General features: G+C 54.6%; 12 protein-coding genes and 1 pseudogene. 5 read left to right on the top strand and 8 right to left on the bottom strand.

The features are described from left to right. Both WCC56_RS10310 and WCC56_RS10305 read left to right on the top strand, forming a co-directional pair. A partial coding sequence (locus WCC56_RS10310; protein WP_424692279.1) for an MFS transporter occupies window positions 1-670 on the top strand: 670 nt, incomplete at its 5' end. Window positions 671-699: 29 nt separating this feature from the next. Beyond that, on the top strand, window positions 700-2,676 hold the full coding sequence (locus tag WCC56_RS10305) for a glycoside hydrolase family 127 protein (protein ID WP_424692278.1): 1,977 nt from the start codon (window positions 700-702) through the stop codon (window positions 2,674-2,676). Window positions 2,677-2,776: 100 nt separating this feature from the next. Here the strand turns inward: WCC56_RS10305 and mglC are convergent, their stop codons facing one another. From mglC to WCC56_RS10270, 7 genes are all read right to left on the bottom strand, one after another. Beyond that, the gene (gene mglC, locus WCC56_RS10300) at window positions 2,777-3,787 is read right to left on the bottom strand and encodes a galactose/methyl galactoside ABC transporter permease MglC (protein WP_424692277.1); all 1,011 of its coding nucleotides are present in this window, start codon (window positions 3,785-3,787) and stop codon (window positions 2,777-2,779) included. A 19-nt stretch (window positions 3,788-3,806) separates the two neighbouring features. After that, on the bottom strand, window positions 3,807-5,327 hold the full coding sequence (mglA, locus tag WCC56_RS10295; RefSeq protein ID WP_424692276.1) for a galactose/methyl galactoside ABC transporter ATP-binding protein MglA: 1,521 nt from the start codon (window positions 5,325-5,327) through the stop codon (window positions 3,807-3,809). A 97-nt stretch (window positions 5,328-5,424) separates the two neighbouring features. Continuing rightward, on the bottom strand, window positions 5,425-6,420 hold the full coding sequence (gene mglB / locus WCC56_RS10290; RefSeq protein ID WP_424692275.1) for a galactose/glucose ABC transporter substrate-binding protein MglB: 996 nt from the start codon (window positions 6,418-6,420) through the stop codon (window positions 5,425-5,427). 321 nt (window positions 6,421-6,741) lie between these two features. Further along, window positions 6,742-7,782 (bottom strand): HTH-type transcriptional regulator GalS, encoded by a 1,041-nt coding sequence (galS, locus tag WCC56_RS10285; protein WP_424692274.1) that lies wholly within the window; start codon window positions 7,780-7,782, stop codon window positions 6,742-6,744. A 151-nt stretch (window positions 7,783-7,933) separates the two neighbouring features. Next, window positions 7,934-9,100 (bottom strand): DUF418 domain-containing protein YeiB, encoded by a 1,167-nt coding sequence (gene yeiB, locus WCC56_RS10280; RefSeq protein ID WP_424692273.1) that lies wholly within the window; start codon window positions 9,098-9,100, stop codon window positions 7,934-7,936. A gap of 21 nt (window positions 9,101-9,121) precedes the next feature. Beyond that, complete coding sequence (gene folE / locus WCC56_RS10275; RefSeq protein ID WP_424692272.1) at window positions 9,122-9,787, bottom strand: GTP cyclohydrolase I FolE; 666 nt, start codon at window positions 9,785-9,787, stop codon at window positions 9,122-9,124. A 125-nt stretch (window positions 9,788-9,912) separates the two neighbouring features. Beyond that, on the bottom strand, window positions 9,913-11,049 hold the full coding sequence (locus tag WCC56_RS10270; RefSeq protein ID WP_424692271.1) for a YbfB/YjiJ family MFS transporter: 1,137 nt from the start codon (window positions 11,047-11,049) through the stop codon (window positions 9,913-9,915). A 125-nt stretch (window positions 11,050-11,174) separates the two neighbouring features. On the opposite strand from WCC56_RS10270, the gene ptrR reads away from it, so the two are divergent. The 3 genes from ptrR (at window position 11,175) to fghA (ending at window position 14,240) form a co-directional block, all read left to right on the top strand. Continuing rightward, window positions 11,175-12,068, top strand: a complete 894-nt coding sequence (ptrR, locus tag WCC56_RS10265; protein ID WP_424692270.1) for a putrescine utilization regulator PtrR — start codon at window positions 11,175-11,177, stop codon at window positions 12,066-12,068. A 191-nt stretch (window positions 12,069-12,259) separates the two neighbouring features. Beyond that, window positions 12,260-13,384 (top strand): S-(hydroxymethyl)glutathione dehydrogenase/class III alcohol dehydrogenase, encoded by a 1,125-nt coding sequence (locus WCC56_RS10260; protein WP_424692269.1) that lies wholly within the window; start codon window positions 12,260-12,262, stop codon window positions 13,382-13,384. Window positions 13,385-13,397: 13 nt separating this feature from the next. Further along, entirely contained in the window at window positions 13,398-14,240 is an 843-nt protein-coding gene (fghA, locus tag WCC56_RS10255; protein WP_424692268.1) for an S-formylglutathione hydrolase, read from the top strand. A gap of 48 nt (window positions 14,241-14,288) precedes the next feature. Here fghA and WCC56_RS10250 read toward each other — a convergent pair. Continuing rightward, window positions 14,289-14,392 (bottom strand): annotated as a pseudogene (locus WCC56_RS10250) (colicin I receptor); the annotation flags it as partial.

Genomic DNA, 14,392 nt, shown 5'->3' with positions numbered 1-14,392 from the left:
AAACGACCAGCTGCTGCTGATGCTGTTGATGTCTTTTTTGCTGATCAACGTCTTTAACCTGCGTGGCGGCGGCTATATGTACTTCATCACCTACGTGCTGAAAGGCGGCGCTGGCTATGCCTCTCTGTTCTTCGGCATGGTGACCTTTGCCTCAATCCTTGGCGCGGTGATGGTGAACCAGTTGAATAAAAGGGTAGATAGTGTTCGCCTGTATCTGATCACTAACCTGGTACTGGCCGCCTTCTCGGTGTTGCTGTGGTTTATCCCCACCGGCGAACACTTCCAGACGTTGTGGCTGGGGCTGATTTTTGTGCATTGCGTGATCCTTGGCTTCACCCTACCGCTGCATTTTTCCCTGATGGCGTTTGCCGATGATTATGGTCACTGGAAGAACGGCATCCGCTCTTCAGGCATCAACTTCGCCTTTAACCTGTTTTTCATCAAGCTCGCCTGGGCTTCCAGCGCTGGCATCATCAGCATCGTCTTTGTCATCGTCGCTTATCAGGCCGGGCAACAGCATCAGACTCCGGCTTCTTTAACCGGCATCACGCTGTTTGAAACGCTGCTGCCTGCGGCACTGCACCTGCTGCTGGCTGGCTGTCTGTACTTCTGCAAACTGAACACACCTTTACTGGCCAGAATGTCCCGCGAACTCGCCAGTAAAATTTGACTTAAATTATCCAACATTGAGGAGGCTGTATGCCTTATTCACCCCAGGAAAATCTTGAGATCCCTTTACAGCAAATCGCCATAACGGATGGTTTCTGGCTGGAGTATCAACGTCTGGTCAAAGAAGTGGTGGTGCCCTATCAATGGCAGGCGCTGAATGACCAGGTGGCAGAAGCCGAACCCAGCCACGCCATCGCGAATTTCCGCCTGGCAGCTGGGCATCAGGACGGCGAGTTCTACGGCATGGTTTTCCAGGACAGTGACGTGGCGAAATGGCTGGAAGCGGTAGCTTATCTGTTGGCTAAAACGCCGGATGCCGACCTCGAAAAAACGGCTGATGAAGTGATTGAACTGGTGGGCGAAGTGCAGCAGCCAGACGGTTACCTCAACACCTATTTCACGGTTAAGGCCCCGCAAGACCGCTGGACCAACCTGGCCGAATGCCATGAGCTCTATTGTGCCGGGCATCTGATTGAAGCAGGTGTTGCCTATGCTCAGGCTACCGGAAAAACCCGCCTGCTGGAGATTGTCTGCAAGCTGGCAGACCACATTGCTACGGTGTTTGGCCCTGGCGAAGATCAGATTCAGGGTTATCCCGGCCATCCGGAAATAGAACTGGCGTTGATGCGTCTGTATGAAGAAACCGGCAATCAACGCTATCTCGATCTGACGGCCTGGTTTGTGGACGCTCGTGGAACGGAGCCGCATTTCTACGATATCGAGTATCAGAAACGTGGCGAAACCTCTTACTGGAATACCCACGGCCCGGCATGGATGGTGAAGGATAAAGCCTACAGCCAGGCGCATCTACCGGTCGCTCTTCAGCAAACCGCTATCGGCCACGCCGTGCGCTTTGTTTATCTGTATGCCGGTGTCGCCCATCTGGCGCGGCTCAGCCAGGATCAGGAAAAACGGGAAGTCTGTCAGCGACTTTGGCAGAACATGACCCAGCGGCAGATGTACGTTACCGGCGCTATCGGGTCGCAGAGCAGTGGCGAAGCCTTCAGCTGTGATTACGATCTGCCGAACGACACGGCTTACACCGAAACCTGCGCCTCCATTGGGCTGATGATGTTTGCCAACCGCATGCTGCAGATGGAAGCAGACAGCCGTTATGCCGATGTGATGGAGCGCGCGCTGTATAACACCGTGCTGGCTGGCATGGCGCTGGATGGCAAACACTTCTTCTACGTTAATCCGCTGGAAGTGCATCCAAAAAGCATCAAGTTCAACCACATTTATGATCACGTGAAACCTGTGCGTCAGCGCTGGTTCGGCTGTGCATGTTGCCCGCCAAATATCTCACGTCTGCTGGCTTCGCTCGGGCATTACATCTACACCAAACGTGCGGATGGCCTGGACCTTAATCTTTATGTCGGTAGCGATGTGGAAACCACCGTTGCCGGCAAAACCTTGCAGGTGAAACAGAGCGGCGGTTATCCCTGGCAGGATACCGTGCTGATTGATATTCAGTGCGACGGCCCGCTGGAAGCCACTCTTGGTCTGCGTCTGCCGGACTGGTGCGCAGCACCGCAGGCCACGATCAATGGCTTGCCGGTAGATATCGCCTCTCTGCAACAGCAGGGCTATCTCCGTCTGGATCGTCAGTGGCATAAAGGTGACCGCATTGAGTTGACGTTGCCAATGCCTGTAACAAGGGTTAAAGGCAACAGCCTGCTGCGGCATGTGGTTGGTAAAGTGGCCGTACAGCGTGGCCCGCTGGTTTACTGTCTGGAGCAGGCTGATAACGGTTCTGAGCTGCATAATCTGCAACTTCCGCCAGAGGCAACCTTCCGTACGCTGGCAGGAAAAGGCGTATTGAGCGGCAAGACGCTGCTGCAGGTTGAAGGTCAACGGAAAGAGTCTGCGGACGCCAAGAACCAGCCGCTGTATAGCTACAACACCGCACCTGCGGCCAGCAGCAGCCAAACACTGACCTTTGTGCCCTACTTCACGTGGGCAAACCGGGGTGAAGGTGAAATGCGAGTCTGGGTAGATGAAGCCTGAGTAAAATAGCAGGCGATAAAAAAGGCCAGGAAGCGCGAGCTGCCTGGCCTTTTTACTGCGTTTGCAGTGATGACTTTTTACGAGCGTATTGAAGAAGTCATTACTTCTTACGGGCGTATTTCAGTGAATCCAGGGCTACGGCGAAGATGATGATGCCGCCCTTGATGATGTACTGCCAGTAAGGGTTAACGCCGATGTAGGTCAGACCGTAGTTGATAACGGTAAAGATCAGCACACCCGTTACCACGCCAGCCACCGTACCCACGCCGCCAGCAAACGACACGCCACCCACCACACAAGCGGCAATCGCATCCAACTCGTACATAAAGCCAAGGTTGTTGGTGGCAGAGCCGATACGGCCCGCTTCCAGCATTCCGCCGAAGGCGTAGAACACACCAGACAGCGCATAAATCAGGATCAGGTTGAAGTTAACGTTAACGCCTGATACGCGAGCCGCTTCCGGGTTACCGCCGATGGCAAAGATGTTTTTACCAAAGCGGGTTTTGTTCCACAGCACCCAAACGAAGAACACCGCAATCGCTGCATAGAAAGTGATGTAAGACAGTTTGAAATCGCCGAAGCGGAGGAAGCCCTGCGCAAAGGTCGAGAACTTCTCGTCAAAGCCAGCAATCGGTGAGGCGCCAACGTAGTCGTAATACAGTGAGTTGATACCGTAAACGATGATCATCGTACCCAGGGTGGTGATAAATGGCGTCACCTTCAGGTAAGCAATGATCAGGCCGTTTACCAGACCAATCACGCCGCCAATCACGCAGACAGCCACAATCACCAATGGAATTGGCACCGTGTCCATGTGCGGGAAGACTTTATTGGCATTGTCCATCGCCTGTAACAGCGTGGCAGCCACTACTGCGGCCAAACCAACCTGACGACCAGCTGACAGGTCAGTACCCTGTGTCACAATCAACCCGGCCACGCCCAGTGCAATAATAATACGCACGGAAGACTGGGTTAAAATGTTACTCAGGTTCATCAAACTTAAGAAAGTTGGGTCCTGGAAAATAATGATTGCCAGAAGAACCAGCAACACAACGTAGATCCCACCTTCTTTTAACCAGGTGAGTGCACTTTTTTTATTCACTGCTTTCATGGTAACAGCCCTTACCCTATTAAAGGTGCAACGATGCTAAACGTAAGATTTCGTTTTGCGTTGTCGTTTTTGTTTCTACTATGCCCGCAACCATGCCGTTACTCATTACCAGAATCCGGTCGGTAATGCCTAAGAGCTCTGGCATTTCAGAAGAGATAATAATGATGCCTTTATCCTTCTTCGCCAGCTCTGAAATTAACTGATAGATTTCGAACTTGGCGCCAACGTCAATGCCGCGCGTAGGTTCATCCAGCATGAGTATTTCCGGCTGTGTTAACAACCAGCGACCGATAATCACTTTCTGCTGATTACCACCAGACAGTGACCCAATCGAAGTATGATGCCCAGGCGTTTTCACTCGCATCGAGTCAATGACCCATTGGGTATCACTTTTCATCCGGCTGTTATCCAGCAGGCCAATGCTGTTTTTATATTTACGGATATTGGAGATCAGCGAGTTAAAGCCGATGTCCAGGAAGGCGTAAATACCCGTTGCGCGACGCTCTTCGGTCACCAGGGCAAAGCCGTGGTTGATCGCTTCGTTAGCGCTGTGGTTATTGATCTTCTTGCCGTGCAGCTTGATGGTGCCGCCAGACTTCTCACGGATGCCGAACAGGGTTTCCACGATGTCGGTACGCTTCGCGCCTACCAGCCCCGCTATGCCCAAAATCTCACCTTTGCGCAGGTCGAACGAGATATCCCGAATCGACGGCTGTCGCAGAGAAGTCAGGTTACGTACCTCAAGGATAGTCTCACCAGGCACGTTGGATTTATCCGGGAATCGCTGGTTCAGCGAACGCCCTACCATCATCGAGATGATCTTATCCATGTCCAGCCCTTCCAGCGGCTGGGTGGTGATCCACTGTCCATCACGCAGGATAGTAATTTCATCACACAGCTGGAAAATTTCTTCCATCTTGTGCGAGATATACACTATGCCGCAGCCACGATCTTTTAATTTACGGATAATAGTGAACAGGTGATTCACTTCTTTTTCCGTTAATGAAGACGTTGGCTCGTCCATGATCACGATCTTGGCATCATAGGAGAACGCTTTAGCTATCTCGATCATCTGCATCTGCGAGACGGAAAGGTTAATCACCTTGTCCCGCGGATCGATATCAATATCCAGCTCATCAAAAATGGCTTTGGTATCACGGTACATTTTATCGTGATCGACAAAGAACCCTTTACGCGGGTAACGTCCCAGCCACATGTTGTCCATCACCGTGCGCTGTAAAACCAGGTTTAATTCCTGGTGAACCATCGACACGCCGTTTTCCAGCGCCTCTTTGGAACTTTTATAATCAATTTCCTGACCCTGGAAAAGGATGCTCCCCGTATCTTTACTGTAAATGCCAAATAAGCATTTTAATAACGTGGACTTCCCTGCGCCGTTCTCACCCATCAGGGCGTGAACAGAGTGAGGGCGAATTTTTAAATTCACATTGTCCAGTGCTTTAACCCCAGGAAATGACTTACTGACATCCGTCATCTCCAGCAGATATTCGCGCTGTGTTTGCACTTTATCACTGCCCATAATTCTACCTGGCTGAAAGTGGCGTGAAATCAGGCGAGCCCGATAGCAAGCCTGGGAGTGGGCGCAGCACGCTGCGCCCGGTACAGGTAACGCTTTATTATTTAACGAACTGAGACAGGTTTTCTTTATCAACCGGCACGTAAGCTACGCGAACCACTTTGCCCTCAAGCTTGTAGTTGGTGCCTTCGGTAGCGGGTTTGCCAGCCGCCAGGTTTTTCGCCATATCGAAGGTGGCTTTTGCCTGGTTTTCCGCATCGTTCAGCACGGTACCGGCCATTGCGCCAGATTTTACCATCGCCAGCGCTTCTGGCAGGGCATCCACACCGAAGACCGGCACAGAAGATTTGTTGTGGGCTTTCAGTGCTTCTACAGCACCCATTGCCATCGCATCGTTGTTAGCGATAACCACTTCAATTTTGTTGCCGTTCGGGCCAGATAACCACGCGTCCATCTTGTCTTTCGCCTGGGCGGTATCCCACATAGCGGTATCCAGATGCAGCTGCTGAGTTTTCAGGCCGTCTTTGTTCAGGGTATCAATCACGTATTTGGTACGGGCTTCCGCATCCGGGTGGCCTGGCTCGCCTTTCAGCAGCACGAACTGGATCACGCCATCTTTGTTCAGATCCCAACCTGGGGTGGATTTCCAGTGTTTCTCAATCAGCTCGCCCTGCTTAACGCCAGACTCTTTAGAGTCAGTCCCGACGTAATAAGCTTTGTCGTAGCTGGCCAGCGCTTTAGCGGTTGGCTCTTTGTTGAAGAACACAATTGGGATGTCGTTAGACTTGGCTTTGCTGATTACTACAGCTGCCGCTGCCGGGTCAACCAGGTTGATTGCCAGCGCTTTCACACCTTTCGCTACCAGAACGTCGATCTGGTCGTTCTGGGTCGACTGGCTGTTCTGCGAGTCATTCATCAACAGCTGAACATCTGGGCTGTTTTTCGCTTCTTTCTCAATGTCTTTACGCACCACAGACATGAAGTTGTCATCGTATTTGTAGATGGTCACGCCGATACGGGTGTCGGCGGCGTGAGCTGTTGCTCCAAACATCATGCTGGCAACCAGGGCAGTGAGCGTGAAAGCCTTCTTATTCATGGTATCTCCGGTTTTATGTAGGGTCTTACTTAACGCCCGGTTCGCTCCTGTAAGGGGAGGACCGGGCGTTTATTTTTTTCCGGCGAGGCATAATGTAGGGTTAACGTTACGCAAAGCCGATTATTTGTTAAAACCAAACCCGACTTCCCTGTACGGTAACGCTTCCTGAATTGCTGTGTAATGAACTGTTTCACAAGGGGTGAGATTGCCGCTATAACTGGCTCAGGCAACGTTACATAATGTTTCACCCTTTGTAAGTTACTGTCATCATAGAGAAGCCGATGTTAATTAACTGTGAATTTACTCACAAATTGAAAACGGTTACACCGCAGAATCGCTCGAGTTAGTGATCGGGGCCACATTTTGCCGGCTGGCGACCGAGTGGCGGCGTACCAGCGTCGGCATAAAGCAATGCTGTGCTGTTTCATCCAGTTCACCCGCCGCGCCCTTCAAGGCCAGCTCAGTAGCAAGTTTTGCCATAGAAACAATAGGATAGCGAACTGTGGTCAGTTGAGGGTCGGTGTAACGGGAAATAGGGATATCATCGAAGCCAATGACCGACAAATGCTGTGGCACCGCAATGCCGTTATCTTTCAATGCAGCAAGCGCACCGGCAGCCATACTGTCGTTGTAGGCAAACACTGCCGTCAGGTGCAAATTACGCCCTAACAGCTCAACCATGGCGGCTTCTCCGCCCTGCATATCCGGCTCTCCGTTGGCTATCCAACTCTCGGCTGGCGTCACGCCCTGCTCCGCCAGCGCCTGCTGCCAGCCCTGACGCCGTTCGCCCACATCCTCAATCGGATGGCTGGACCCCAGATACCCAATGCGTTGGTGGCCCTGCTGTTGCAGCATTCTCGTGGCCATCAACGCCCCGCTGATGTTGTCCAGGCAGACGCAACGGTGAGCATAACCTGGCACCGTGCGGTTAATCAGCACCATGCCGGGAACCTGATCCATCAACGAGCTGAGCTCTGCATCGCCCAGCGCCTTGGCGTGCACCACCAGCGCGTTACAGCGCTGACGGATGAGCACTTCAATCGCATGACGCTCTTTGTCCGCCTGATGGTAGGAATTGTTGATAAGCACATGTTTTTGCATACGTTGGGCAACGGTATCCACCGCTTTCACCAACGCACCAAAGAAGGGATCGGACACGTCCATCACCACCACGCCAATGGTGTCGCTGACCTGAGTCGCCAGCGCCTGCGCATTGGCGTTAGGCCGGTAGCCCAGCGCTTCAACGATGTTCAGAACGATTTCGCGGGTTTCAGGGGTCACTGCGGCGCTGTTGTTCAGCACGCGGGATACCGTAGCTACCGACACGCCGGCCTCTCGGGCCACATCACGAATGGTAATCATAGGGGATTACCGGTGGAGATTAAGATTTGCATAGCGCTTCCTGACACAGTGTTCTGGCGGCTATTCTGGCAGGGGTCAACGCGGGGCTACGTGAATCTCGTCACAGCAATGAAAACGGTTACATACAAATCAGTAACATTTGTGACGCATGTCATCCTTCGACGGGGGAGTTCTTCAGCGGCTTACCGCCGGTAAGTTCGGTGAGCCTGCGCCAAAGCCACTCAACCGGGCCCTGAGGGAAGTAACGCAGCCACAGCACAGACAGCAATAAATTGACGGCCCACACCGCAGGCACCACCGCCAGCAACTGTAATCGGTCCAGCTTGTTGAATAAGCCCAGGCGATCAAACAGCGTGGTGCAGATCAGCGTTTGCAGCAGGTAGTTGGTTAAGGCCATTCTGCCAACGCAGCTGATGGCATGGCTGATTTTCAGGTTGCGCAGTGTCGGCCAGTAGCCGTAACACAAGGCGGCATAACCGATGGCCTGTAACGGCGCACCCAGTTCGCGCGGCACCTGAAGGAAGAAAGCGGCCCAGCGGAAACTCCAGCCGGTGTGCCATTGCAGATACAGACTGGGAATTTGAATCAACCAGGAAAGAGAAATCAGGATCAGCGCGCTACGACGGTACTGAGCCAGGCTACGCTCACCTTTCAACCAGCCGTTACTCATCAGCGCCCCACCCACCATCATCAGCCCAGCCAGCTGCCAGCCATATTGCGCCGCCAGCGCCATCAGGCTGCCGGTAAAGCGGTCCATCCTGCCCTGAATCCCCTGCCATCCGCCCTGCAGATGCCAGAACGTTTCGTACTGGACATTGGCAATGCCAGGTAACCATGAGCTGTTAGGTTCAGGCCCGGTGCCCAGCCCGAGGATCAGCAACACGCAGCTGCCGACGATATACAGCATGACGCCAGTACTCAGCAGCTGCCGGGAAGAAGGAACATCGCGGATCATCCGCCAGACAGCCAGCCCAATCAGGCCGTAATCCAGCAGGATATCGCCATCCCACAGCAGCAGATTGTGTAAAAGCCCGATCGCCATCAGCCAGAGCAGACGTGACTGAAGCCAGCGCTTCCCTCGCGGCAGCAACAGCTGCAGGCTGGCACCGAATAACAGCGCAAACAGCGTAAGGAATTTAACCTGAGCAAACAGATCGGTCGCGGCCCAGGTCAGCACGTCACTGAGCGGCGGCGTGCTTCCCTGCCAGGCAGGGTTGAGATAGGCCGCCGAAGGCAGCCCAAACGCGACAATATTGAGTAACAGGATCCCCAGAATGGCCAGGCCACGGACAAAATCCAGAGTATGAATACGTGGCATGGAGGGATCTCTGTTTAAGGCTTAGCTATGACGCACCGCACGCAAGAATTCCTGGCGGGTGTTCTGGCTGGATTTGAACAATCCGCCCAGTGAGGTGGTGGTGGTCGCGCTGGTCGCGTCACGGATGCCTCGCGCTTTCACGCAGTAATGCACGGCATCGATAGACACGGCGACATTCGTGGTGCCCAGCAGCGTTTGCAGTGCCACCAGGATTTGCTGGGTCAGACGCTCCTGAACCTGCGGACGAGACGAGAAGAACTGTACGATACGGTTAATCTTCGACAGGCCAATCACCGTGTCTTTCGGGATATAGGCCACGGTTGCCTTACCATCGATAATCACGAAGTGGTGTTCACAGGTGCTGGTCAGGGTGATATCACGCACGGTCACCATCTCATCAACCTTCATCTTGTTCTGGATGACGGTGATTTTCGGGAAGTTGGCGTAATCCAGGCCGGAAAACACTTCGTCCACGTACATTTTGGCGATGCGGTGCGGTGTTTCGGCCAGGCTGTCGTCTTGCAGATCGAGATTCAGCAGTTGCATAATTTCGGTCATATGACCGGCAATCAGGCTTTTACGGGTTTCGTCATCCATTTCACGCGCAGGTGAGCGTAACGGGGTTTCCAGTCCACGGGCTAATAACGCCTCATGAACGAGTGCGGCTTCCTGACTTAACGCAGCCATGGTGATTCTTCTCCAGCAGGTGAAACTCCGGCCCCAAACGGGGCCGGCATAAATTCAGAGGCGGTATTTTGGTACACAATGCGCCGTTAATCCAGTGAATCAACTTAAACACCCTTGAAACTTTCTTATTCCGCGGCGGGATCTCGCCGCCACACTAAGGCCCCAGCTACCACCAATCCTGCCCCGGCAACGTACAAGGCGGGCTCAAGCTGATGGGTTAAGGTCGTTGACAGGGCGGAAAGCAGCGGCCCGACAAGTTGCCCAACAGCATAACCCGTCGTCAGCAACCCAGCCATGTAGCGTGTGTGGCGCGGGGCCAGCTCACGAGCATACTGCATCGACAGCTGCACCACACACAGGAAGCCACCGCCAATCAGTGCCGCGCCCAGCGCCAGTCCGGTGATACCCGGAATAATGTCGGCGCAGAAAACGCCGATGGCCTGCGCCCAAAGCGCGATAGCCAGCCGGGTATTCGCGTTGCCATACTGACGGGTCAAAATCCCCAGCACGATGCCGATCACCGCTGCACCGCCAAATAGCGGCCAGACATACTGAGAAACCGGGCTGCCGGGAAAACGCGACACAGCCATCTGCGACAGGAAGGTCGCGGGGAGAATGTAACCAAACCCGGCGAGGCTATAGCTCCACACCAGCTTTTTCAGGCCTGTGGTGAGCACCAGAGGGTCAGGCGCCGTCTCCGGGCGATGAAGCTCACCACGGCGCGGCAGGTTGCGGGCAACTAAAAGCACCAGCAGCAGAGCCATCACCCCATAAGCGCACCAGGCCCAGGCCGCGTTGACCTGATGTGAATGCAGGACCACCGCCAGAATGCCACTGAGGAAAATCCCGGTACCCGGTCCGGCAAAGACTGCCGCACTCAGTCCAGGTCGACCCAGCTTATGCAGCTGTTCGTTGCTCCAGGCGGCAATCAGCACCATCGCCCATCCGCTGGCCCAGCCGATAAAGAAACGGATGAGCCCGTGCAGCCAGGGGCCGGTGACGCAGGCTGAAAGCAGCGTCAGGACCACTGCGCCCCAGATGCCCAGCTTCAGGCGTAGCTCCACCTGCTGAGTGGCCCGCATGGCATTCCACGAACCGCAGAGATAGCCAAGATAGTTAAAGGCCGCGACCACGCCAGCGCTGGTCAGTGACAGCTGATGTTCAGCAATCATCAACGGCACCTGCGGGGTGAAAGCAAATCGGCCAATCCCCATTGCCACCACCAGCGACAGAAACGCGCTGAACGCTACGCGAAAAGCCATAATGATTCCCTTATTTCAGTGTAATCCGGCCTCAGTGCCGGGAAAGTGTTGCCAGTATCCTGCCTGATGGTTAAACTCACGGAAAGTGAATAATAATAACCAAGTTGCTCACGGGGAGAGAAGTAGTGGATCTGACCCAGCTTAAAATGTTCTGTTCGGTGGCCGAAACGGGTTCGCTGGCGCGCGCCGCGGAAGTGCTACACCGCGTGCCGTCCAACCTTACCACCCGCCTGCGCCAGCTTGAACAGGAGCTGGGCACCGACCTCTTTATCCGCGAGAAGCAGCGTATTCGCCTCTCGCCGATGGGCCACAACTTTTTGGGCTACGCGCAGCGCATTCTGGCCCTCAGTGAGGAAGCGCTGAGTATGACCCATAGCGGCGAACCTGGGGGTAATTTTGCGCTAGGATCGATGGAGAGCACCGCTGCCACCCGCCTGCCCTCATTGTTGGCGGCCTACCATCAACGCTTCCCTTCTGTCGCGCTCTCTTTGATTACCGGAACCTCCGGTGAAATTATCGAGCGCGTGCGTGAAGGAACCTTAGCGGCGGCGCTGGCCGATGGGCCCATTCACGTTGATGAGCTCAACAGCTGCATCGCCTTCCATGAGCAGATGGTGTTGATCTCCAGCCTGGAGCACGCAGACATTGTTGAGCCGGTAGATGCCACCGGCGATACGCTGTTTGCGTTCCGGCCCAGCTGCTCGTATCGCCTGCGCTTTGAAAACTGGTTCCGCAGCGCGAACGTGCAGCCCGGCACCTTTATGGAAATTCAGTCCTATCACGCCATGCTCGCCTGCGTCGCCAGCGGCGCGGGCCTGGCTTTACTGCCCGAATCGGTGCTGGAACAGATGCCAGCCAAAGACCGCATCAAACGCCATGTGCTGCCAGAAGACGTGCGCGATGCCGCCACCTGGCTGGTCTGGCGGCGGGACGCCTTCACCCCAAATGTGGAAGCGCTGAAATACCTGATTATTGAACAAATTGACGATGCCACAGCAGGCGAAGAAATTCACCCCTGATGAAATTCGTCCATACTAACAACATCGTTTTTTGATTTTATTAACTACCCGAGCGTTACTGTCGCAGTCAGTCTGGACCCGGCCAGCGCGCAGTCACCGCAGCGTATTTTAGTACGTTAGGATGGCGAGCACTGCCCGGGTGCAGAATGGCAAGTAAAGTAGCCGGATCACTCTCTCAGAGGAAAAAGTAGATGCAAATGATTAAGACTCGCGCGGCTGTTGCCTGGGCTGCTGGTGAACCTCTTTCTATCGAAGAAGTGGATCTGATGCCACCGCAGAAAGGTGAAGTCCTGGTGCGCATCGTCGCTACCGGCGTTTGCCATACCGATGCTTACACCCTTTCCGGTAAAGATCCTGAAGGCGTGTTCCCGGCCATTCTGGGCCATGAAGGCGGCGGCGTGGTTGAAGCTATCGGCGAAGGCGTGACCAGCGTGGCCGTGGGCGACCACGTTATCCCGCTGTACACCCCAGAATGTGGCAAGTGTAAATACTGTCTCTCGGGCAAAACCAACCTGTGCCAGGCCATTCGCGCCACTCAGGGTAAAGGCCTGATGCCAGACGGCACCACCCGCTTCTTCAAAGACGGCAAGCCTATCTTCCATTACATGGGCACCTCTACCTTCTCCGAATACACCGTTATTCCGGAAATCTCACTGGCGGTGATCAGCAAAGAAGCGCCGCTGGAAGAAGTCTGCCTGCTGGGCTGTGGCGTGACCACCGGTATGGGCGCGGTGATGAATACCGCCAAAGTGAAAGAAGGCGACACCGTAGCGATCTTCGGTCTGGGCGGCATCGGTCTGTCGGCGATTATCGGCGCAAAAATGGCAAAAGCTGGCCGCATCATCGGTATTGATATCAATACCAGCAAATACGATCTGGCGAGAAAGCTTGGGGCAACCGATCTGATCAACCCGAAAGACTTCGACAAACCGATTCAGGACGTGATCGTTGAGATGACGGACGGCGGCGTGGACTTCTCCTTCGAGTGCATCGGCAACGTTAACGTGATGCGTTCCGCGCTGGAATGCTGCCACAAGGGCTGGGGCGAGTCGGTCATCATCGGCGTAGCCGGTGCAGGTGAAGAGATCTCTACCCGTCCGTTCCAGCTGGTTACCGGCCGCGTATGGCGCGGGTCGGCGTTCGGTGGCGTGAAAGGCCGTTCACAGTTGCCAGGCATTGTGCAGCGCTATCTGGACGGCGAGTTCCAGCTTAACGACTTTATTACCCACACTATGCCGCTGGAAGAGATCAACGACGCCTTTGACCTGATGCATGAAGGCAAGTCGATCCGTTCCGTGGTGCATTTCAAAAAATAAATCAGGAGGATTGATGCCATCCACTCTGGAGCTACTTGAAGAACACCGAATGTTTGGCGGCTGGCAGCAGCGTTATCGCCATCCGTCCACCTCGCTGAACTGCGCGATGACCTTCAGCATTTTCTTGCCTGGGCCGCAGCGCGATGCACCGCCGCCGGTGTTGTTTTTCCTGGCGGGACTGACCTGTACAGACGAGAACTTCTCCACCAAGTCAGGCGCTCAGCGACTGGCTGCGGAGTTAGGGATTGTGCTGGTGATGCCGGATACCAGCCCTCGTGGTGAAGGTGTGCCGAACGACGAAGGTTACGACCTGGGTCAGGGCGCGGGATTCTACCTCAATGCGACCCAGGCTCCGTGGAACGAGCATTTCCGCATGTACGATTACCTGAACGAGGAGTTACCAGCACTGATCGCCGGGAACTTCCACGTCAGCGATCGTCAGGCGATTATGGGACATTCAATGGGCGGTCACGGCGCTATTATGCTGGCGCTACGTAACCCGGAGAAGTTTACCTCGGCCTCTGCGTTCGCGCCGATTGTTAACCCGGCTGAAGTGCCGTGGGGACGAAAGGCCTTTAGTCACTATCTGGGGGATGACACTCAGGCCTGGTGTCAGTACGACAGCTGCTGGCTGATGCGCCAGACGACGGCGAAAGTGCCGATGCTGATCGATCAGGGTGACAGCGATCAGTTCCTGGCCGATCAACTGCATCCTGAGCGCCTTGGGGATATCGCCAGGGAAAAAGGCTTCCCACTGAACGTGCGGATCCAGCCTGGATACGATCACAGCTACTTCTTCATCGCCAGCTTCGTTGAAGATCATCTGCGTTTCCATGCTCAGTATCTGCTGGCATAAAAAACTCAGCCGGGCATTGCCCGGCTTTTTTCTCTCTCACTTCAGCGATCAGAAGGTGTAATCCACCGCAGCAAAGTAACGACGGCCCTCTTCGTTATAGCTGTAACTGTCGCGGTTCAGATCTTTATCCCCGAGGTTTAACACCCCTGCCC

The organism is Erwinia sp., from assembly GCF_049696395.1.
Lineage (GTDB): Bacteria > Pseudomonadota > Gammaproteobacteria > Enterobacterales > Enterobacteriaceae > Erwinia.
The sequence above is the reverse complement of the archived record's forward strand: the minus strand, read 5'-3'. Positions and strand labels throughout refer to the sequence as shown.

Coding starts and splice junctions, on each gene's coding strand:
- WCC56_RS10305 (WP_424692278.1), top strand. CDS start 700: ATGCCTTATTCACCCCAGGAAAATCTTGAGATCCCTTTACAGCAAATC.
- mglC (WP_424692277.1), bottom strand. CDS start 3,787: ATGAAAGCAGTGAATAAAAAAAGTGCACTCACCTGGTTAAAAGAAGGT.
- mglA (WP_424692276.1), bottom strand. CDS start 5,327: ATGGGCAGTGATAAAGTGCAAACACAGCGCGAATATCTGCTGGAGATG.
- mglB (WP_424692275.1), bottom strand. CDS start 6,420: ATGAATAAGAAGGCTTTCACGCTCACTGCCCTGGTTGCCAGCATGATG.
- galS (WP_424692274.1), bottom strand. CDS start 7,782: ATGATTACCATTCGTGATGTGGCCCGAGAGGCCGGCGTGTCGGTAGCT.
- yeiB (WP_424692273.1), bottom strand. CDS start 9,100: ATGCCACGTATTCATACTCTGGATTTTGTCCGTGGCCTGGCCATTCTG.
- folE (WP_424692272.1), bottom strand. CDS start 9,787: ATGGCTGCGTTAAGTCAGGAAGCCGCACTCGTTCATGAGGCGTTATTA.
- WCC56_RS10270 (WP_424692271.1), bottom strand. CDS start 11,049: ATGGCTTTTCGCGTAGCGTTCAGCGCGTTTCTGTCGCTGGTGGTGGCA.
- WCC56_RS10260 (WP_424692269.1), top strand. CDS start 12,260: ATGCAAATGATTAAGACTCGCGCGGCTGTTGCCTGGGCTGCTGGTGAA.
- fghA (WP_424692268.1), top strand. CDS start 13,398: ATGCCATCCACTCTGGAGCTACTTGAAGAACACCGAATGTTTGGCGGC.